The sequence below is a fragment of the Thalassobacter sp. genome (assembly GCF_982993085.1).
Genome location: NZ_CEZFMW010000004.1, coordinates 1 through 19,618, shown reverse-complemented (window position 1 = coordinate 19,618; position 19,618 = coordinate 1). Strand labels below are relative to the sequence as shown.

The following is a 19,618-nucleotide window of genomic DNA, read 5'->3' as shown; positions in this document are numbered from 1 at the left end:
ATGACCCTCGACGAGTTGAAACTCCGGCACAGCGCGCTTTTAGCCGCGCGCTACAGCGGCACGCGGTCGGTCAGCTATGACGGCAAGACAGTGACCTATGGCACGGATGTCGAACTGGCGGCGGCTGTAAGTGACATCGAACGCAGGATTGCAAAACTCGAGCGCAGCGCTCGGCGCGTCTTGCGGCCACATGCCGTGAAAGACCTATGATGAACTGGCGGCAGCGTTTGGGCGCATTCATCGGTGGCTTTGATGCGGGTCAGCATCACCGCCGCCTGCGCGGGTTCCAAGCCACACGGGCCCACGTGAATGCTCTGATTGCAGCCTCAGGCCCTGATATCACCGCCCGCGCCCGCTGGCTCGTGCGCAACAACGGCTATGCGGTGAATGCCGTTGAAAGCTGGGCGGCCAACACCGTCGGGGATGGGGTCAAGCCGATCTCGAAGCTGGCGGATGCTGGGCGCAAAGAAGAGCTGCAGCGTCTTTGGCTCGCCTGGACCGATGAGGCGGACGCCGAGGGGCTGACGGACTTCTACGGGCTGCAGCGCCGCGCCGCGCGTGAGGTGTTCCTAGCAGGCGAGGTCTTTATCCGGATCCGGCCACGGCGGGTGGAAGACGGGCTCACGGTGCCGCTCCAACTGCAGATGTTGCCTTCGGAAATGCTGCCGCTGCACGAGACCGGCGTTGCGCGGAACGGCAACGCAATACGGCAGGGGATCGAGTTCGACCGGATCGGGCGGCGTGTGGCCTATCACTTCCTGCGACGTCACCCGGGCGACAGCACCGATCCGGGCCTCTCGGGCGAAATTGTCCGAGTGCCCGCCTCTGAGGTGATCCATGTGATCGACCCGGTGGAGGGCGGCCAGCTGCGTGGTGTGTCCAAACTGGCCCCGGCCATCGTGAAGCTCTTCCTGCTCGACCAGTACGATGATGCCGAACTCGACCGGAAGAAGGTCGCGGCAATGTACGCGATGTTCGTGACCTCCCCGGCGCCAGAGAACCCGCTCGCGCCCTTGGACGATGAGGAGATGCCCGCTGGCGTCGAGATCAGCCCAGGCCAGATCGTGAGGCTCGATCCAGGCGAAGATGTGACCGTTGGCCAGCCGGCAGACAGCGGCGCGACCTATGAGCCGTTCCAGTACAGGACGCTGCTGCAGATCTCGGCCGCACTTGGCATTCCTTACCCTTACCTCGCCAATGACATGGTGAAGGGCAACTTCTCGAACTCGCGTTTGGCGCTGATCGAGTTCCGCCGCCGGGTTTCGGCCTGGCAGCATTCCGTGATGGTCTACCAGCTCTGCCGGCCCGTCTATGCGCGCTGGCTGGACCTAGCGGTGCTCTCCGGAGCGCTTTCCCTGCCCGGCTATGAGGCGGATCGCCCGCGCATGCTGGCCGCCGACTGGCTGCCGACGAAATGGGACTGGGTCGACCCACTCAAAGATGCCAATGCAGAGATCGCTCAAATCGAGGCCGGCCTGAAATCCCGCACCCAAGCCATCGCCGAGCGTGGCTATGACGCCGAACAGGTTGATCGGGAGGTTGCCGCGGAGCGGGCACGCGAGCGCGCGCTGGGTCTCGACTTCCGCCGGCCTGGCTCCCCCGCGCAAGGTGTGCAGGCGGACCCGATCGAGGACGATGGGGCTGGACCAAACAATGAGACTGATGACGCGGAAAACAGCCCGCGTCCTGACGAGGACCAACCCTGATGCTCCACGCCCGCATTGCCGCACGCGCCTTCAACACACCGCTCCTAGTAGAACCCTCTAAGGCCTTGGCGTTTCTGTCAGGGCTTGGACCGCGCATACTGGGGCAGCACGTTGAGACGGTGGACAGCGACGGAGCCTTAGATGGCGCCGCATATCTCCCCGCCCGGGCCAGCATACTCGCTGGGAACCTGACCGAGCGCCTGCAGCAACATGGCAATACGCCCTACCCGGTTGCAGACGGCATCGCAGTGATCGAGATCGCCGGCGTACTCATCCATCGGGGCGGCTGGATCGGACAATCCTCGGGCCAGACCAGCTATGAGGGAATCGCGGCGCAGATCGAAGCGGCGGCGCGCGATCCGTCAGTGCATGGAATTGCGTTGGAAATCGATAGCTTCGGCGGCGAAGTGGCTGGCGTTTTCGACCTCGCCGATCGCATTCGTGCCCTACGCCGTAACAAACCCGTTTGGGCTTTCGTCGCCGAACACGCTTTCTCGGCAGGCTATGCGCTGGCCTCACAGGCCGACCGCATCCTGCTACCGCGCACCGGTGCCGTCGGCAGTATCGGCGTGGTAGTGATGCATGCCGATCTCAGCGGCCAGTTGGATCAGGATGGCGTACAGGTGACGATGATCCATTCTGGCAACCATAAAGTTGATGCCAACCCTTATGAACCACTGCCCGAGTACGTACGTGACAACATCCAGCGAGAGATCGATGTTTTGCGATCTCTCTTTGCTGAGACCGTCGCAGTAGGCCGCGCTGGGCGGTTGAACCAAGGAGCTGCGCTGGCGACTGAGGCCGCGACATATCGCGGGACGGATGCCATCGCCGCGGGCCTCGCCGATGAGGTCATCGATCTTACACGCGGCTTTGCCCGCTTCCGCGAGAGCCTATCCGCCCCATCGCCCACCGCGAGGTTACCCCGCGCAACCCAACCCCAACCAAAGGAGGCTGTAATGAGCCCCAGAACAGATACCACAGAGGCAAAAACTGAGGCCGCTGACACCGAAGACACCGTCCTGGAGGGCGTGAGTGGAGAAAAGGCACAGGCAGATGTGGACCAAGATAATCCCACGCCCTTGGTTGCTACAGCACCTGCCCCCTCCACTTCAGAGGCGCTTGCCCCAGCGGCAGCACAACCCAGCAATCTGGCAGAGCTTGCCGCGCAACTTCGCGAGTCAGCAGCAGAAATCGCCGAGATCGCAGCCCAAGCCGGACGCCTCGGCATCGCGATCGATGCTGCGAAAGCACTCCGCGACGGCACAGCGCCAGAAGCCCTCCGCAAACTAGTCCTTCAGCGCGCATCAGCCGCCGCGGATGCACGCGACATCGTAGCTGCCCCACCTTCGCCTGTGCTGCCCAAATCCACGGAAAGCCCAATAGTGGCTGCAGCAAAGAAAACTGCCTCGGCGGGTCGCTAAGTCTGAGTACCCTCCCGCTCATTGCGAACCGCCCACCTGATCCCCCGTCGCTCCTCCCCGGCGGGGGATTTCTTTTTCCTCCTCAATCTTCTGGAGATGCCCCATGTCCGTGCTGACCCAACCGCCCACCATGGGCGATGTCCTCAAATACGAACTGAACCCCAACTTTACCCGCGAGACCGTGACGTTGCTGGCCGGCACCAGCTACCCGGTTGGCGCTGTGCTCGGCCGCATCACCGCAAGCGGCAAGATGAAGCTTAGTACCGCCACCGGCAGCGATGGTGCGCAGAACGCGAGCGCTGTTCTGCTTTACGACGTCGACGCGACAGCGGCCGATGCGACCGGCATCGTGGTCCAGCGCGGCCCCGCCATCGTCTCAAAAGCGGCGCTCGTGTTCGACGCCAGTGTCGATGACACAGCCAAGACGGCGGTCAAGCACGCCCAGCTATCAGCCCTCGGCATCCTCCCGCGCGAGCCCGCCTGATCCGGCGGACCGCCCGTTCCCCTCGTCGCGCATTCGCGCGTTAGCCCTCATTTCCCGGAGTTCCCCATGACCATCACACGCAACCCGTTTGACGCGGGCGGCTATTCGCTCGCCGAGATGACGCAGGCCATCAACATCCTGCCGAACCTCTACACCCGCCTCGGCCAGATCGGCCTCTTCCGCTTTGAAGGCGTCACTCAACGCTCAGTCGTCATCGAACAGCGTGAGGGGGTCCTCAGCCTCCTGCCCTCCGTTCCACTCGGCGCGCCGGCCACCGTCGGCACGCGTGAACAGCGCTCCATGCGCAGCTTCGCCCTGCCCTGGATCCCGCATGACGATGTGATCCTGCCCGCTGATATCCAGGGCATGCCGGCACTGGGGGTCTCGGACGCAGCGGATCCGCTGGTCGAGGTGATGAACCGCAAGCTGACGCTGATGCGCCGTAAGCATGCCCAGACCCGCGAATACATGGAGATGAATGCGCTGCGCGGCATCGTGAAGGATGGCGCAGGCACGACGCTTTATGATTACTTCAGCGAATTCGGCCTGGAAAAGATCTCGGTCGACTTTGTCTTCGGTACAGCTGGCACCAACGTGCAGAGCAAAGTCCGAACGGTCCTGCGCGGGATCGAGGACAACCTCCTGGGCGAGACCATGACCACAGCGCATGCGTTGGTGAGCTCGGAGTTTTTCGACAAGCTGATCAGCCACCCGAAGACTGAAGAGGCCTATAAGTTCTTCTCGGCAACCGGCGGCCAGCCCCTGCGCGAGGACATGCGCCGCGCCTTCCCCTTCGCGGGCATCCTCTTCGAGGAGTACAACGGCTCGGTCACCCTCTCAAACGGCACGTCGGAACGCCTGATCCCCGCGGGCGAAGGAATCGCCTTCCCCCTTGGGACCTTCGACACTTTTACCACTTATGGCGGCCCGGCGAACCTTCTGGAAACCGCCAACACTGTAGGCTTACCGCTTTACGCACGCCAGATGATGGACACCAAGGGGCGCTGGATCGATCTCATGACTGAGGGTTCCATCCTACCGGTGAATAAACGGCCCCGGCTCGCCATTCGTCTCTTCAGCTCGAACTGAGGCATGGGAGCGGTGACAGCGTTTGCCGGGGCCCTTGATCTGCTCTTTGCTGATCGCAACCTTGCCCAAGAGGCGTGGCATCGCGACGGCGAAGGGCAGTTCACACGGGTCCGCATCATCATGCGCCGTAATGATGATGTGACCACGTTCGGGGCCGCGCGCCTGGTGTCAGAGACCATGCGCTTTGATGTGCGCATCTCGGAACTCCCCGCGCCCCGCCCTGATGAGCAGATCCTCATCGGTGACGAAACCTTCCTGATCCAAGGCGAGCCGATCCGCGATCGCGAGCGCTTGATCTGGACTGTAACGACATCACCGGCGTGAAACATGAAACCACTTTCCCCGGGACAACATCAATCGTCATCTGCAGCTGCTTCAAGAAGCTCTCTAACTTTTTCAAAGGCATCCGGGGCGTCGTTTGAGCCCGATGACCTCAGCTTGAGCTGGGGAGTATTGATCTTCAACGACCAGGAAAATCCATCACAAACTTCGAGATTATCGTAATGCTTTCGCCAATCTGAAACACCGATGCGTTGGAGCGATCGGATTACGACTTCCCATTTTGGGTTCTGTGGCGTGAGCACGATTGGCTCTTTGAGAAGCCCAGGCATGAAATTCAATTCAAATACAATGTAAGGGGGCTGCATCAGTGGCTCCAAAGGGTTTTTCCTTGGGAAAGCTTAAACTCCCCATGCACTCACGCAACAACGCAAGTGTTTCACCATGCAAACGCGCTCCTACAGGCTCTAATGAAACTCGACCTCTCAGTGACGGGCGACATCGTCAACGCGATGCGCGCCGAAATCATCGCTGGCGAAAAGGCCGTTACAGCTTCCATGCGTGCGGCGGGCAAAGATCTCAAATCCAACTGGCGCGCCCAGATCACGAGCGCCCGACTTGGCCAGCAGCTTGCCAACACGATCCGGTCCAAGACCTATCCTTCTACGGGCGAAAGCCTGGAAGCGGCGGCTCTAGTCTGGTCGAATGCGCCTCAGATCATCGGTGCCCATGACACCGGCCCGTTGATCCGATCGAAGGACGGATTCTGGCTAGCGATCCCAACGCCAGCGGCAGGCAAAGGTGCCCGTGGTAAGGCGCTGACGCCCCACGAATGGGAGCGGCGGCGCGGGCTGCGTCTGCGGCTTGTCTATCGGCGCCGGGGACCAAGCCTCTTGGTAGCGGAGGGTCGGCTGAATAATCGTGGGCTGGGCGTGGCCTCCCGGTCCAAGACAGGTCACGGGCGCAGCACAGTGCCGATCTTCTTGCTGGTGCCTCAGGTAAAGCTGGGCAAGCGGCTCGACCTGGCGCGCGATGCTGACCGCGCGCAGGCCACTATACCAAGGTTGATCGTAGCGAAATGGCTGGACGCAAAAACATGAGTGCACGGGAAACCACCCTGACCGCTTTGGCGGACCTCTTGCGTACGATCCCACATGTACCCGTCCTACGCGGGGAAGTCCTACCAGAACGCATTCCGTCCGCAGGTCTCATTATCCTGCGCGACGGCACCCCGGGCGAGCCAGGCGTGACGTTGTCGCCGCTGACCTATCACTTCCAGCACCGAGCCGAGCTCGAGGTTATTGTGCAATCGGCGTCAAACCGTGACAGCGTCTTTGACGCGCTCTCCGCTCAGGTCGGCGCAGTTATCGCCGCCGACCGAACGTTGCGGGGATTATGCGACTGGGTTGAGCCAGAGGCAGCTGAACCCGTCGATCTTCCCGTCGAGGGGGCCGCATCTCTGAAGGCCGGGATCATTCCAATCATTCTTCACTACGCGACAACCGACGCGCTGGGCTGACGAGATCAATACAAGGAGAAATTACAATGGCACGAGCTCAAGGGGCGCGGGCGCAAATGGCGTTTGCGTTCGAAATGACTTATGGCACGCCTCCTGCGAGCGGCTATACCAAGATGCCTTTCGCCAGTACGTCGCTAGGGGCGGAACAACCGCTGCAGACCTCGGAACTCCTGGGCTACGGCCGAGACCCGCAGGCGCCGATCAAGGATGCGGTGACGGCAGACGGCGATGTGGTGATCCCAATTGACGCGGAGGCCTTTGGCTTCTGGTTGAAGGCTGCGTTTGGAGCGCCTACAACCACCGGCGCTGACGCACCCTACACCCATGAATTCCGCTCTGGGAACTGGGTGCTGCCAAGCTTTTCGGTTGAGACCGGCATGCCAGAGGTTCCGCGCTACGCCATGTATTCTGGCTGTATGGTGGATAGTCTCAACTGGCAAATGGCGCGCTCTGGGTTGCTCACGGCCACTGCGAGTATTGTTGCGCAAGGTGAGGAGATCGCCACCAGTGCCGCCGCAGGTACGCCTGACACTATCGCGCTGAAACGGTTCGGGCAATTCAACGGGTCGATTACACGGAACGGGGCGAATATTGGCAATGTCGTCTCCGCGGACCTGACCTATACCAACAATCTCGACCGCATCGAGACGATCCGCGCAGATGGCAAGATTGATGGCGCGGATCCCTCTATCGCAGCGCTCGCGGGCAATGTCGTTGTGCGTTTCGCCGACCAGACACTGGTGCAGCAGGCGATCAATGGCGAGGCTTGCGAACTTGCGTTCTCGTACACACTGCCCACCGGTGAAAACCTAACCGTCACCGCGCATGCAGTTTATCTGCCACGCCCACGGATCGAAATCTCGGGCCCACAAGGTGTGCAGGCGACCTTTGACTGGCAGGCGGCGAGTGACCCGCTGGTTGGCCGCATGTGTACCGTCACACTGGCCAACGACAGCGAAGATTACTGATGCTACGATTGAACCTGTCTATCGAGCCGCAATGGCTTGATCTCGGCCATGGCGTTCGCCTGCTGGTAGAGCCCCTGACTACGGCCATTATGCTGGCGGCGCGCAGCGATCCGGCGATCGCCGCCGCCGCAACCGATGCTGAAACCAGCGCCTCCAACGACGATCTTGCGCGTATCGTCGCAAAGGCCGTCGCCCGTATTGTTGTAAAAGACTGGGAAGGCGTCGGAGACGAGGACGGAAAACCTATGCCGCTGACGCCTGAGGGCATCGATGCGCTCTTGGAACTCTGGCCAATATTCGAGGCCTTCCAGACCACATACATCGCGGGCGCGCTGATACTGGATGCGGAAAAAAACGCCTGACCGCTCTCGCCGACTGGGAGTTCGGCGGGGGCGGTGACTATTGCGTGGCGTGTCCCTCTGTTTGCGCGGACTGCCCGCGCAGTCTGCATGCGCCACGCACACTTGAGGGCTGGCAGATCTGGGATCTGGTTCAGCGCTTGGGCGGCCAAGTGCGCGTTGCAGGCGGGATGAACGGTGGCGCTGTCCTCGGTTGGGACATGGGCGCTGCCCTGCAACTTGGCGTAGCCCTCGGGCTCTCCCCCCCGATCATCGCCGAACTCCTGCCGCCGATCGAGGCGGTTATGGTGCGCAAAACAAACGAAGAGATTGAACACAACCATGGCTGAAAAACGTGTCTCTGTCCGGCTCTCTGCGACCGGCGGCCGGCAAGTACGCGCCGAGCTGGAAGGTGTGGGTGCGGCCGGGTCGCGGGGTATGGGGCGTTTGAGCCGTGAATTGGACCAGGCAAATGCCCGCATGGCAGCCTTCGCGCGCCGGGCCCGTATCGCGGCAACTGCTGCGGCCACAGCGCTCGCGGGTGCTGTCGTTGCGATGACCCGCTCGACGGTGGCGGCCGCCAATGAGATTGGCCAGCTCTCGCAGGTTGCCAATGCCAACTCGGAGGTGTTCCAGCGCTGGTCGGCGGCGTCCGCCACGGTAGGGATCGAACAGGAAAAGCTCGCCGATATCCTGAAGGACGTGAACGACCGTGTGGGTGATTTCCTGCAGACGGGCGGCGGCCCGATGGCGGACTTCTTTGAAAACATCGCACCCCGCGTGGGCGTGACGGCAGATCAGTTCGCTCGTCTCTCAGGGCCGGAAGCCTTGCAGCTTTACGTCGACAGCTTGGAGCGCGCAGGCGTCAGCCAACAGGAGATGACGTTCTATCTTGAGGCCATGGCGTCCGACACAACGCGGCTGATCCCCCTCCTGCAGAACGGCGGGGCGGAGATGACCCGGCTTGGGGCGCAGGCCCAAGCGCTTGGCGCTGTTTTGGATGCGGATGCCATTACCGCCATGCGTCGATCTGAATTGGCGCTCGTCAGCATTGGTCAGGTCTTCACTGGCGTGCGCAACCGGATTGCCGTGGCACTCGCCCCGTCGCTTGAAGCGGTGGCAAATGCGTTTGTCGCCCTTGCCTCCAGCACCAGCCCGATCAGCCGGGCTTTTGACACGGTGCTCGCTAATCTCGACCGACTGGCCATCTACGCAGGAACCTTCGCAACCTTCCTCACTGTACGCTGGGTGGCCGCCATGGCCGCGGCGGTCATTTCGGTACGCGGATTGGCAACGACGCTGGTGGTTCTCAAAGGTGCGCTGATCCGCACGGGCATTGGCGCGCTGATCGTTGGTGCAGGCGAACTGGTCTATTGGTTCACGCGCCTCACGTCCGGCGCTGGTAGTTTTGGCGAGGCGATGCGCCTCTTAAAAGATGTTGCCGTCGAGGTGTGGGACCGGATCAAGATGGGGGCATCAAGCGCGGGGGCTGCGGCCACCGCCATGTTCTATGACCTGAAAGCCGATGCCGCGAGTGGCATGGCCGGGGCCATCGAGAGTGTCGCGGCTTTTGGCAACACCACAGCCAACACCTTCGAGGGCGCGCTACTCGCCGTGCGCGAGATCTGGTCGCGTCTGCCGGATGTGATCGGTGATCTGGTCTTCTCGGCTGCGAACCGCATGCTCCACGGAATCGAGGCGATGCTCAACGGCGCAATCCGCCGGATCGATGCCTTCACGGGGCGCATCCGTGATGCACTGGCCGCCGTTGGCATCGAGACCACTTTCGGCGAGATTGGCGCTATCAGTCTTGGCGATATCGAAAACCCCTTCGCGGGGGCTTCAGCAGATGCTGGAAGCGCCGCCGCAGATGCATTCCGCAGGGCTTTTGAGGACAACCCGCTGACGGCCCCTAACCTGGGCCTTGACGCCATCGCGACCGAGGCGCTGGCAACAGCCAACACATACCGCGAGGCCGCCACGGATCTTGCGAATGGTGCAACGGCCCCGCTGTCCTCCTGGGCGGCACTCCGCGATGCTGTCGCGAGCACTGGGGCGGACGGCGCTGCGGCACTGGATGACGCCACGGCCTCTGCGGGCCGCCTGGCAGGCGCTATGGACCAGGCCGGAGATGCTGTGGGCGGCGGCTCTGGTGGTGGCGCTGCAGAGAAAATCCTGACCGGCTGGCGCGCCGTCTCAGAAGCCCTGAACTCTTATGCCACGGATGCCCTGAACTGGGGCAAAGGTCTCGGCGAAACATTGACCGGCGCCTTCGGCGGTGCGGAAAGCGCTTTTCGGAGCTTCGTCGAGACCGGCAAGTTCGACTTCAAGGGCCTCGTGCGCTCGATCCTGGCGGACCTTGCGGTTCTGTCATTCAAGCGCGCGGTGCTGGGGCCCATCGCCTCTGCGCTCTCAGGTATCTTTGGCGGCGGGTCTGTTGCAGCGGCTGTCTCGCATGCGGGTGGCATCGTTGGCCTGTCAGGCCATACGCGGCAGGTGCCTGCGATGGCCTTCGCGGCGGCACCTCGTATGCATTCCGGCGGTTGGGCTGGTCTCCGCCCCGACGAGGTCCCAACGATCCTGCAGCGTGGCGAACGTGTGCTGAACCGGCGTGAGGCGGCAGACTATGGTCGGGGCGGCAGCATTGGCGCGGGCGTCACCGTGAACATCGATGCGCGCGGGGCGCAGATGGGCGTGGCCGAGCAGATCGACGCGCGCCTTCGCGCGGCCATCCCCGAGATCGCGCGCATTGCCAAGGAAAGCGTGGCCGATGGGCGACGCCGGGGTCAGGTAATCTGAAATGGCCATTCCTGTCTTGCCGTTGACGCTCGTCACCTCGCTCGAGCGGCGGCTGGTCACATCAGTCGCCGAGGTCCGCTCGCCGTTCACCGGCACATCCCAGATCCAGGACTGGGGTGCCTCCTGGTGGGAGTACCAGATCGAGATGGCGGTGACCCAGGGGGCCAAAGCCCGTCGGCTCTCGGCCTTCTTCACCGCGCTTGGTGGATTGCGGGGCCGGTTCCTGTTCCCCGATCCCTCGATCGAGGTACTGGTGGCGGCAGGCAACCCTTACGTCACCGAGGCGCAAATCGCAGGGGCAACCACCTTGCGCACGGCCGGGTGGGGGCTTGGTCTGCGCGCGGGGGATTTCTTTCAGTTGGGTTCGGATGCCACCACGCGGCTTTACCAGATCACGGCGGATGTGACGCCCGTAGGCAGTGAGGCCACGCTCGCCTTCGTGCCGCCGCTTCGGGCTTCTGTGCCGGTTGGCTCGCTCCTCGGCCTTGATGCCCCGTCGGTCCTTTTGCGGCTGACGGCCCCGGTCCCCTCGGTCATTGGTCGGGCGGATCAGCACCGCTTCACGATCTCCGCCCGCGAAGCTCTTTAACAAGTGAGGACCCTCTGATGAGTCGCGATCTTACTGTCGCCTTCGCCACTGCGCTGGCTGATCAAAGCCTGCGACCCGTCATCTTCTTCGAGGGCCAGTTTGCAACGGGCTGGGTTCGAATCTGGTCGGGGCTTGGAGAGGTCATCTGGAACGGCCAGGCTTGGGCGGGGGCTGGGTCTTTGCTCGGGCTCGGGGCCATCGACGAAACCGGAGAGGTCGTGGCCGGCGGCACGGCCGTCTCGCTGTCCGGCGTGCCGCTGGACCTCGTGCAGATGGCCATCGAGGAAGCGCACCAGGGCCTGCCGGGCCGTATTTGGCTGGGGCTTCTGGCCGAGAATGGTAGCATCATCGCCGATCCGGTTCAGGCCTTTTCTGGCCGGCTCGATGTCCCGGAAATCAAGGATGACGCCGACACCTGCACGATCACGATCAGTTATGAAAGCCGTCTGATCGACCTGACCGTGGCGCGGACCTGGCGCTATACGCATGAAAGCCAGCAGGTCTTGTTCCCGGGCGATCTCGGGTTCGAATACGTGACAGCGATCCAGGACCGCGAAATCACTTGGGGGCGCGGATGATGCTCCGCCGCGTCGATCACTGGGAACGCCTTCTCGCCGCAGCCATCGATACCGCACGGGCTAAGCCTTTCCTTTGGAGCGTCCATGACTGCCCGACCTTTGCATTCGGGACACGCATGATCCTGACCGGCGGTGAGGACATTGCGGCCCTCTGGCGCGGGCGCTACACCACGGCTCTCGGCGGCCAAAGGGTCATGCGGCGTCTGGGCTGGGCCTCGCTTGTGGACATGGGCCGCACTCTCTTGGGCGAACCGCGCCCCGCCGTTCTTCTCGCTGGGCGCGGCGATATCGTTCTGGCCGACACCGGTCTTGGCTTCGGCATCTGCACTGGGGCCACTGCAGTTGGCATGGCGCCCGAGGGCCTCGTAACCGTACCGCTGACCTCTTGCCGGCTTGCCTGGCCCATCTGAATACGGATCCACTCCATGCCCTTCATCGTGACAGCCGTCACCGCGATCGCGGGGGCGATCAGCGGCGTATTGGCTGCAGGCGGTATTGGCGCGGCGCTCTTGCGGATCGGCGGGACGCTACTACTGTCCTATGCGGCGCAGGCCTTGATGCCGAAACCGCAAACCACGATGCGGCCGCGGACAGTGACGATCCGCGAGCCCGTCGTGCCGCGCGATCTCGTCTATGGCCGCACCCGCAAGGGTGGGGTCATCGTCTTCCTGCACGCCTCGGGGTCGGACAACAAATACCTCGATCTGGTGATCGTCCTGGCCACGCACCGGGTCAAATCGATCGGCGCCATCTATTTTGAAGGCGAAGTGGCTGTGAATGCCGCTGGGGTCGCGCAGGGCCGCTGGGCCGGAAAGGTCGTCGTCGAAAAGAAACTGGGTGCCGCCAACCAGACCGCCTTTGCGGGCCTCAAGGCAGCGCTGCCCGACAAATGGACCGAGAACCATCAGCTTCGGGGCTGTGCGGCCATTCGGCTGCGGCTGACCTATGACCAGGACGCCTTTCCGGGCGGGATCCCGAACATCACGGTCGATCTCGAAGGCAAGGACGACATCTGGGATCCGCGGACGCAAACCGCAGGCTATTCGGAAAACCCCGCCCTATGCCTTGCCGATTATATGGCCAACCCGACCTGGGGCATCGGGGCGCGCATCGGCCAGCCCGACGGGATTGACGAGATCTCCTTGGTCGAAGCCGCGAACATCTGCGACGAGATCGTTCCACTCGCCGGCGGTGGGGTAGAGCCGCGTTACGCCTGCAACGGGGTGATCACCCTCTCGGAGGTCCCGAAGACAATCATTGAGGGGATGCTCTCCTCCTTCGCCGGGCGCTGTGCCTTTTCGGGCGGGTCCTGGCGCATCCACGCGGGAGCATGGCGCGCACCTGACGTGGCGCTCACATCGGACCATGCCCGCGAGGGCGGGCTGACCTTGGCGACGCGCGTGACGATGTCGTCGAACTTCAACGGGGTGCGGGGGCAGTTCGTCAGCCCCGAGAACGATTGGCAACCGGATGACTTTCCGGCTTACGCGTCGGATGTCTATCTGGCCGAGGACGGTGGCGAGCGGAAATGGCGCGATATCTCGCTGCCCTTCACGATCTCCGCCGCCATGGCGCAGCGGTTGGCCAAGATTGAGCTTGAACGCGCGCGTCGGCAGATGACGGTGCGGCTTTCGGGCAAGCTCTCAGCCTGGGCCGCCACCGTCGGGGATGTGGTGACGCTCTCCTACGCCCGCTGGGGCTTTGCCGCGAAGCCCTTCGAGGTGCACGGGGTGAGCCTTGATCTGACGGCCTCGGGCGATGGGCCGCTGCTCCTGCCGGAACTTGTGCTGCGTGAGACCTCGCCCTTGGTCTATGACTGGTCGGCGTCCGAGCAGCAGATCTACGCAGCTGCCCCACGGACAGCCTTGCCCAATGCCTACGACATTCCGCCCGCCGGCGCACCGCAGGTCACCGAAGACCTCTATGTCACGCGGGATGGTGGCGGGCTGAAGGTACTGGCGAAGATCAGCTGGGAAGCTGCACCGTCTAGCTTTATCTCTGCATACCAGCTGCAGGGGAAACTGGCGGGCGCAACCGAGTGGATCGACTATGGACGCACCGATGGCACCGCGCTCGAAATCCGCGACATTGCGCCGGGAGCTTGGGCTTTCCGCGTAAAGGCGATCTCGGTCTTGGGCGTCTCCTCGCCCTGGCAGGAGACAGCGGTTGAAATCCTCGGGCTCACCGCCCCTCCAGCGCAGCTAGAGAACGTGACGCTGCAAACAGCGGGTGGGCTTGCGATCCTCAAATGGTCCCGCTCGGTTGATCCTGATGTCCGCGTGGGCGGCAATGTCGTGATCCGGCACTCAAAGGAATCGACGGCCACCTGGGCTGACAGTTATTCGATGGACCGGGTCTCGGGCGGTGAGGCCATCGCCGTCGTGCCGCTGAAACCCGGGACCTATCTGGTGCGCGCGGAAGACAGCGGCGGCCGCGCTGGACCCGAAACCCGGGTCTCGACCAAGGGCGCGCAGGTGCTGGCCTTCTCGACGCTGGACTTTCTGCAAGCCGATCCCGGATTTGTCGGCCCGAAATCAGGGCTGCAGATCACGGGGGCAAACCTGACGCTCGCCACGACAACCGCAAATGGCGTGACGCAAGTGACCGCGATGGAGGGGTGGTACGGCTTTGCCGCCGGGCTCGACCTTGGCGCGGTGAAACGCGTGCGCTTGCGCTCGGAGATCGGCGTGGCCGCCCTCGCGCTGAATGACCGGATCGATGCCCGCACGGCGCTGATGGACACCTGGGCGGATTTTGATGGGTCGGCTGGCGCGGAAATCGACGTGCTCTTTGAGATCCGCGAAACCGATGACGATCCGGCCGGCACGCCCGCCTGGGGTCCCTGGGGTCGTCTCGACAACCACGAAATCGAAGCCCGCGCGGTGGAAGCGCGGGCGCATCTGACGACGAAAGACGCGTCTTATACGCCGATCGTCAGCCAATTGCGGCTTTATGCCGATGAGGTGGCCTGACGTGTTCGCTGAAATCCGACCAATGACCGCAACAGGAAAACGCTGAGATGACGCAAACCTCCAGCTTTACGATTGCCAATGATGCGGGTGCTGCGGTGCGGGCCCGGATCAATGAAGTGATTGCGGCGCTGCAATCGACGAATGCTGGGGCCTCTACACCGACGGCGACCACCGCGGGCATGCTTTGGGTCGACACCTCGGTCTCGCCACCAGTTCTGCGCCGGAGGAACGCCACGAACACCGGCTGGGACGCGCTTCTCGATGCGGCGGGCAACCTGGAAGGCCTGGCGAACATAGCCGTGGCTCGGACAAACCTCGGCATTGGGAGCATGGCGACGAAATCCGCCGCCGATTACGATGCAGCGATCGCTGCAAAGGCGGCGCTATCAGGAGCGAGTTTCACCGGCGTGGTGACCGCCCCGAACTTCGTCTCTTCCTCCGACGCGCGGCTCAAATCCGATGTTGAGACCATCGTCGACGCGCTGGCCTTGGTCAGCGCCTTGCGCGGCGTGCGCTTCACGATGGATGGCAGCCGACAGATTGGGGTGATTGCTCAGGAGGTTGAGGCGGTGCTCCCCGAAGTGGTGCGGGCGGATGCGGACACCGGTCAGCTCTCCGTCGCCTACGGCAATATCACCGGTCTGCTGATTGAGGCTGTCAAAGAATTGTCTGCCCGAGTGGCAGAACTTGAGGGAAACGCGACATGAACGATGGCGGATTTATTGACACCATAAACGCGCTGTTTGGCGGGGCCGTGACCACATTGATTGGGGCTTTTACAGGGCGTCTGATGTACCACTCGGGCGAGGTGAAGCTCGGCAATCGCCGTTTTTTTGGCAAAGAGCTCCTGTGGGAAATCCCCGTGGCCGTCGGCATGGCGCTGATTGGAGAGGCGGCGGCGCGCTACATCGGCCTGTCGCAGCCGGTCTCCACCGGGTTTGTGGCAACGCTCGCCTATCTTGGCCCACGCGGGGCAGAGGCTCTCCTTGCCGCGTGGCTCAGTCGCAAGAAGTAGCGACGCAGATTGGACCGCGCACTTGAAGCGGCCAATCACGACGACCAATTGAGGCTCAAGAAACGACCATGGGAGGAACACGCTATGACTGAGATCGCAGCGATTTTGACACAGATTGAGGCATCGAAAGATCCCGTGGCAACGGTCAGGCGGTTGGTGCTCGCCCATGGCGGCCATTGGTGCGATCCCGAAAACGCCCACGGTCTCTATGAGGTTCAACTTATGGGTCTGGCGGGCATTGGTCCTTCCGCTGCCGCCGCCGTGGATGATTGGCTGATGCAGGCCAAAGACACCGTCTTTGATGGCGCCAAAGCGAGCTAGCCTCTCAAGGCCTGTCCTTTATTAAACGTTCAACTGCAGCCGTCCTTTGGGGCGGCTGTTTGCATTTGCATGGGAGCAGATCATGACACCGTTCGAAATTGCCCGCAGCTACATCGGCACAACTGAGGGCCCAGGCCCCGCCGACAATCCCGTCATCCTGGAGATGTATGCCTCAGTCGGTCACGACTGGGTGGAACATGACAGCGTCGCCTGGTGCGCAGCTTTTGTGGGCCATTGCCTCGAGCAAGCTGGCATCCGCTCGACCCGTAAGCTGACGGCGCGGTCCTATCTCGACTGGGGTGTCCCGGTGAAGACCGCGGAGGCCCAGCAAGGCGACATCGGCGTAATCCCGCGCGGCCGCTCAAGTTGGCAGGGCCATGTGTTCTTCATTGATCGGATTGAGGGCGCTTGGGTCTGGGGGCTCGGCGGCAATCAGAGTGATGCCGTGAACATCAAACGTTACCCAGTCTCTAAGCTTCTCGGTGTGCGGCGTGCGGGCAACGTCGCGCCAAGCGTGACGATGACCGTCGAGGCGGTGCAAAGACGTCTAAAGGAGCTCGGCTATCACGAGGTAGGCACCATTGACGGGATCGTTGGGCCTCGGACAAGCGCTGCTATTTTGGCCTTCCGCAATGACAACAGCCTGCCGCTCGTCCCAATCATCGATATGGCGTTGACCGAAGCCCTTGAGGTTGCCGGGCCGCGCGCAGTCGCCCCCGCGCGCGCATCCGGCATACCAAAAGACAGCCGGATCGTGATGGCATCCAGTGCACAGATTGGCCTTGGGGTCCTTGGGGCCGTCGGGTCTGTGGGGTCTCAAATCGCGCCTGCGTTGGTTGAGGCGGAGCAAGCGCGGGATATGGCCAGGCGTGCGTTCTCTTTGTTCGGGCTTGACGCCTGGCTCGCCACCGCTTTGCCGTGGATTGGCGCCGCTGTCTTTCTCGCGGTCATTGTCTACGCATTGCACGCCCGGTCGGCTCGGATTGAAGATCATCGCACCGGAAAGACACCATGATCCACGTCATCACCGGATTGCTGGCAGGCCTTGGCCAGCGGGCTGCGTTTTGCGGCGCCATAGCTTTTGCCCTTTTGAGCGCGCTCTGGATCGCCTTCCGCCAGGGCCGCCATGCCGCAGAGGCCGACCTCGCCATCCGCCGCGCGGAGGCCCGTGTCCGCGCGCTGCAAACGTCCAAGGAAATCCGCCATGACCTTCAGAACACTGATCGTGCCGATCTTGAGCGTCGTGCTGACCGCTGGATGCGCGATTGAGCCGCGAGATTTGCACGCGGACTGCGATTGGGCCGCACCCATTCGGCCCTCACGCCAAGATATGCTGAGTGAGCAGACCCTCGCCCAGATAGTGGCCCATAACGAGGTCGGAGCGACGCTCTGCAGGTGGGTGCCATGAGTGTCGACATCGTTGAAGGCCCTGCCATTCTCATTGGCTATGCCTACAGGCTGGATTTGGAGGCTGAGGCGCCGCTGTTTCCAGCGCAGGTCGATATGGTCGCGCAGGTCCGTCTCAAACCCTCGGCCACTGACATCCTGGCCACGCTTACAACCGCAGACGAAACGCTGAGACGCCAAAGCGACTGCCTATTGTCTCTCACGATCCGCGCCGAAGATACGAGCCGCTTTGAACCGGGTTCCGTGGTGCTGGACATGGTCCGCGTGGATGTCCTTCCCACTCTGCCTTTGGGCTTTCTTTTGGAGATCCCCGTCATGCTCCCCGTGACCCGAGGCCTGTTATGAGTGCGTGTTCGTCTCACAACCCGCCATCTCCATTCCCAAACATGGGCTCGGGTGCGGCCTCAGGCGCTGCGCCCATCAAAATCCGTATTGCCACTGGAGCCACGCGGATCCGGCTTTTGGGCGCCCCAGGTCCGGACGGCCAAACCGGCCCACCCGGTGACAAGGGCGATCAAGGGGATCCTGGCATTACCATTCTGCCCACCGACACACCTATCAACGGAGGCTTTTTCTGATGGCCAATACCATTCAACTCAAGCGCCGCGTCTCTGGCGTCGCAGGTGCACCGGCCGCCCTGAAATCCGGCGAGCTGGCCCACAACGAGGTCGATGATACGCTCTATGTCGGCAAAGGCGATGATGGCAGCGGGAATGCAACGTCGATTGTCCCTGTCGCGGGGAGTGGTGGCTTTCTGGCGCTGGTTGGCACCCAGACAGTTGGTGGGGCCAAGACCTTCTCTCTCGTGCCAAAATCTGGACAAAATGCCAGCGGCGGGACCGATCTTGTTCGCAAGTCGCAGGTTGACAGTCTGCTATCGGCGAAAGCGCCCTTGGCGTCACCCACCTTCACGGGCTCACCCACGGCGCCGACGCCCGTGGCTGGCACGAACTCGACACAGATCGCAACCACCGCCTTCGTCAATGACGCCATTGTGGGCTTTGGCGCCGGCGACATGGCGAAATCCACCTATGACACAGACGGTGACGGAAAGGTGGATGCGGCGGAAGTGGCGGATGCCGCGCCTTGGTCCGGGATTACCGGCAAGCCGACAAGCTTTGCGCCCTCAAGTCACAGTCATGCGATGGGACAGATTACGGGGCTGCAGAGTGCGCTCAACGGTAAGTCTGCATTAACGTCTCCAGCTTTTAGCGGAACGCCAAGCGCGCCCACGGCCTCTACCGGCACCAACACCACACAGATTGCGACCACGGAGTTTGTCGCAGCAGCAATCGGTGCGCTCATTGATGCCGCCCCTGGTGCAATGAACACGCTCAATGAATTGGCCGCAGCCCTGGGGGATGATCCAAGTTTTGCCACGACTGTGACCAATGCGCTGGCCAGCAAGCTGGCCGCAGGCTCAAACCTGTCGGACCTGCCGAACAAGGGAACGGCGAGGTCGAACCTCGGGCTGGGCTCTATCGCCACGCAAGCAGCCAACAATGTCGCGATCACCGGTGGGGCGATCTCTGGCATCGCCCTTGATGGGGGCACGTTCTAGGCCATGACAAACACACTTCTTGTAAAGCGCACGACCGTGGCGGGCCGGGTGCCGAGCACGGCGCAGTTGGCCCCCGGGGAATTGGCGGTGAATGTCCCCGACGGCAAACTATTCCTAAAGCGCATCGCTGGCTCAGAAAGCGTGGTGGAGTTGGGGCAGACCGGGCCGCAAGGACCGGCAGGGCCAATGGGTGCGCGGGGTCCCACTGGCCCCAAAGGCAATACGGGGGCGACTGGCGCAACAGGGCCACAGGGGGATACTGGACCGACCGGACCGCAGGGGCCTGCAGGTCCAACTGGCCTTACGGGTTCAAAAGGAAACACCGGTGCCACCGGACCGCAAGGCGCAACCGGCCCAACACCCGTGCATCAGTGGTCTGGGACAAGTCTGCGTTTCTACACCGGGTCGACCTGGGGAGGGTATGTAAACCTGAAGGGGGCGACAGGCGCCACCGGTCCGAAAGGTAACACCGGTGCCACAGGTCCAACGGGTCCTGAAGGCGCAACCGGTCCAACCGGACCAACGGGCGCGCGAGGGCTTACAGGAGCAACTGGTGCGACCGGCCCGGT

Annotated in this window: 24 protein-coding genes and 1 pseudogene; 24 read left to right on the top strand and 1 reads right to left on the bottom strand. The window is 62.8% G+C overall.

Features of this window, described 5'->3' with window-relative positions; all coding sequences use genetic code 11:
- From AC4GMC_RS01360 to AC4GMC_RS01335, 6 genes are all read left to right on the top strand, one after another.
- A complete protein-coding gene (locus tag AC4GMC_RS01360) occupies nucleotides 1-210 on the top strand; it encodes a phage head-tail joining protein (RefSeq protein ID WP_487876292.1) in 210 nt (69 codons plus the stop codon).
- Nucleotides 210-1,706 (top strand): phage portal protein, encoded by a 1,497-nt coding sequence (locus AC4GMC_RS01355; RefSeq protein ID WP_487876317.1) that lies wholly within the window; start codon nucleotides 210-212, stop codon nucleotides 1,704-1,706. The genes AC4GMC_RS01360 and AC4GMC_RS01355 overlap by 1 nt, the downstream gene beginning before the upstream one ends.
- Complete coding sequence (locus AC4GMC_RS01350; RefSeq protein ID WP_487879463.1) at nucleotides 1,706-3,130, top strand: S49 family peptidase; 1,425 nt, start codon at nucleotides 1,706-1,708, stop codon at nucleotides 3,128-3,130. The genes AC4GMC_RS01355 and AC4GMC_RS01350 overlap by 1 nt, the downstream gene beginning before the upstream one ends.
- Nucleotides 3,131-3,233: 103 nt before the next feature.
- Nucleotides 3,234-3,614, top strand: a complete 381-nt coding sequence (locus AC4GMC_RS01345; protein WP_487876290.1) for a head decoration protein — start codon at nucleotides 3,234-3,236, stop codon at nucleotides 3,612-3,614.
- A 66-nt stretch (nucleotides 3,615-3,680) separates the two neighbouring features.
- On the top strand, nucleotides 3,681-4,703 hold the full coding sequence (locus tag AC4GMC_RS01340; protein WP_487880327.1) for a major capsid protein: 1,023 nt from the start codon (nucleotides 3,681-3,683) through the stop codon (nucleotides 4,701-4,703).
- Nucleotides 4,704-4,715: 12 nt separating this feature from the next.
- The gene (locus AC4GMC_RS01335; protein WP_487880329.1) at nucleotides 4,716-5,027 is read left to right on the top strand and encodes a head-tail joining protein; all 312 of its coding nucleotides are present in this window, start codon (nucleotides 4,716-4,718) and stop codon (nucleotides 5,025-5,027) included.
- 29 nt (nucleotides 5,028-5,056) lie between these two features.
- Here AC4GMC_RS01335 and AC4GMC_RS01330 read toward each other — a convergent pair whose 3' ends face one another.
- Nucleotides 5,057-5,350 carry a hypothetical protein gene (locus AC4GMC_RS01330; RefSeq protein ID WP_487877476.1) on the bottom strand — a complete coding sequence of 98 codons (294 nt, stop codon included), beginning with the start codon at nucleotides 5,348-5,350 and terminating at the stop codon, nucleotides 5,057-5,059.
- A gap of 102 nt (nucleotides 5,351-5,452) precedes the next feature.
- Here AC4GMC_RS01330 and AC4GMC_RS01325 point away from each other — a divergent pair, with 102 nt between their 5' ends.
- From AC4GMC_RS01325 to AC4GMC_RS01240, 18 genes and pseudogenes are all read left to right on the top strand, one after another.
- Nucleotides 5,453-6,082, top strand: coding sequence for a DUF6441 family protein (locus tag AC4GMC_RS01325; RefSeq protein WP_488047456.1), 630 nt, complete (start codon nucleotides 5,453-5,455; stop codon nucleotides 6,080-6,082).
- Nucleotides 6,079-6,501, top strand: a complete 423-nt coding sequence (locus AC4GMC_RS01320; protein ID WP_487877937.1) for an acyl-CoA transferase — start codon at nucleotides 6,079-6,081, stop codon at nucleotides 6,499-6,501. The genes AC4GMC_RS01325 and AC4GMC_RS01320 overlap by 4 nt, the downstream gene beginning before the upstream one ends.
- Nucleotides 6,502-6,527: 26 nt before the next feature.
- Nucleotides 6,528-7,469: a phage tail tube protein gene (locus AC4GMC_RS01315; protein WP_487877938.1), complete on the top strand. Its 942-nt coding sequence runs from the start codon at nucleotides 6,528-6,530 to the stop codon at nucleotides 7,467-7,469.
- The gene (locus tag AC4GMC_RS01310; protein ID WP_487877939.1) at nucleotides 7,469-7,831 is read left to right on the top strand and encodes a phage-derived protein YdaY family protein; all 363 of its coding nucleotides are present in this window, start codon (nucleotides 7,469-7,471) and stop codon (nucleotides 7,829-7,831) included. Before AC4GMC_RS01315 ends, AC4GMC_RS01310 begins: the two co-directional genes overlap by 1 nt.
- Before the next feature lie 44 nt (nucleotides 7,832-7,875).
- Nucleotides 7,876-8,157: a DUF7697 family protein gene (locus AC4GMC_RS01305; protein ID WP_487877940.1), complete on the top strand. Its 282-nt coding sequence runs from the start codon at nucleotides 7,876-7,878 to the stop codon at nucleotides 8,155-8,157.
- A complete protein-coding gene (locus AC4GMC_RS01300; protein ID WP_487877941.1) occupies nucleotides 8,150-10,606 on the top strand; it encodes a phage tail tape measure C-terminal domain-containing protein in 2,457 nt (818 codons plus the stop codon). Before AC4GMC_RS01305 ends, AC4GMC_RS01300 begins: the two co-directional genes overlap by 8 nt.
- Nucleotides 10,607-10,751: 145 nt before the next feature.
- Nucleotides 10,752-11,195, top strand: coding sequence for a hypothetical protein (locus AC4GMC_RS01295; protein ID WP_487884359.1), 444 nt, complete (start codon nucleotides 10,752-10,754; stop codon nucleotides 11,193-11,195).
- Nucleotides 11,196-11,212: 17 nt separating this feature from the next.
- A complete protein-coding gene (locus AC4GMC_RS01290) occupies nucleotides 11,213-11,773 on the top strand; it encodes a hypothetical protein (RefSeq protein WP_487877943.1) in 561 nt (186 codons plus the stop codon).
- Nucleotides 11,770-12,183 (top strand): DUF6950 family protein, encoded by a 414-nt coding sequence (locus AC4GMC_RS01285; protein WP_487884360.1) that lies wholly within the window; start codon nucleotides 11,770-11,772, stop codon nucleotides 12,181-12,183. Before AC4GMC_RS01290 ends, AC4GMC_RS01285 begins: the two co-directional genes overlap by 4 nt.
- Nucleotides 12,184-12,198: 15 nt before the next feature.
- Complete coding sequence (locus AC4GMC_RS01280; RefSeq protein WP_488082336.1) at nucleotides 12,199-14,745, top strand: phage tail protein; 2,547 nt, start codon at nucleotides 12,199-12,201, stop codon at nucleotides 14,743-14,745.
- Nucleotides 14,746-14,792: 47 nt separating this feature from the next.
- Entirely contained in the window at nucleotides 14,793-15,452 is a 660-nt protein-coding gene (locus AC4GMC_RS01275) for a tail fiber domain-containing protein (RefSeq protein ID WP_487877841.1), read from the top strand.
- Nucleotides 15,449-15,760 carry a phage holin family protein gene (locus AC4GMC_RS01270; RefSeq protein WP_487877842.1) on the top strand — a complete coding sequence of 104 codons (312 nt, stop codon included), beginning with the start codon at nucleotides 15,449-15,451 and terminating at the stop codon, nucleotides 15,758-15,760. The genes AC4GMC_RS01275 and AC4GMC_RS01270 overlap by 4 nt, the downstream gene beginning before the upstream one ends.
- 84 nt (nucleotides 15,761-15,844) lie before the next feature.
- Nucleotides 15,845-16,081 (top strand): hypothetical protein, encoded by a 237-nt coding sequence (locus AC4GMC_RS01265; RefSeq protein WP_487877843.1) that lies wholly within the window; start codon nucleotides 15,845-15,847, stop codon nucleotides 16,079-16,081.
- Nucleotides 16,082-16,163: 82 nt separating this feature from the next.
- On the top strand, nucleotides 16,164-17,096 hold the full coding sequence (locus tag AC4GMC_RS01260) for a C40 family peptidase (RefSeq protein ID WP_487877844.1): 933 nt from the start codon (nucleotides 16,164-16,166) through the stop codon (nucleotides 17,094-17,096).
- Entirely contained in the window at nucleotides 17,093-17,350 is a 258-nt protein-coding gene (locus AC4GMC_RS01255) for a hypothetical protein (protein WP_487877845.1), read from the top strand. The genes AC4GMC_RS01260 and AC4GMC_RS01255 overlap by 4 nt, the downstream gene beginning before the upstream one ends.
- 135 nt (nucleotides 17,351-17,485) lie before the next feature.
- Nucleotides 17,486-17,833: a hypothetical protein gene (locus tag AC4GMC_RS01250; protein ID WP_487877846.1), complete on the top strand. Its 348-nt coding sequence runs from the start codon at nucleotides 17,486-17,488 to the stop codon at nucleotides 17,831-17,833.
- Nucleotides 17,834-18,065: 232 nt separating this feature from the next.
- Nucleotides 18,066-19,049 carry a phage tail fiber repeat family protein gene (locus AC4GMC_RS01245; RefSeq protein WP_490391437.1) on the top strand — a complete coding sequence of 328 codons (984 nt, stop codon included), beginning with the start codon at nucleotides 18,066-18,068 and terminating at the stop codon, nucleotides 19,047-19,049.
- A 3-nt stretch (nucleotides 19,050-19,052) separates the two neighbouring features.
- A pseudogene (locus AC4GMC_RS01240) lies at nucleotides 19,053-19,618 on the top strand (collagen-like protein); the annotation flags it as partial.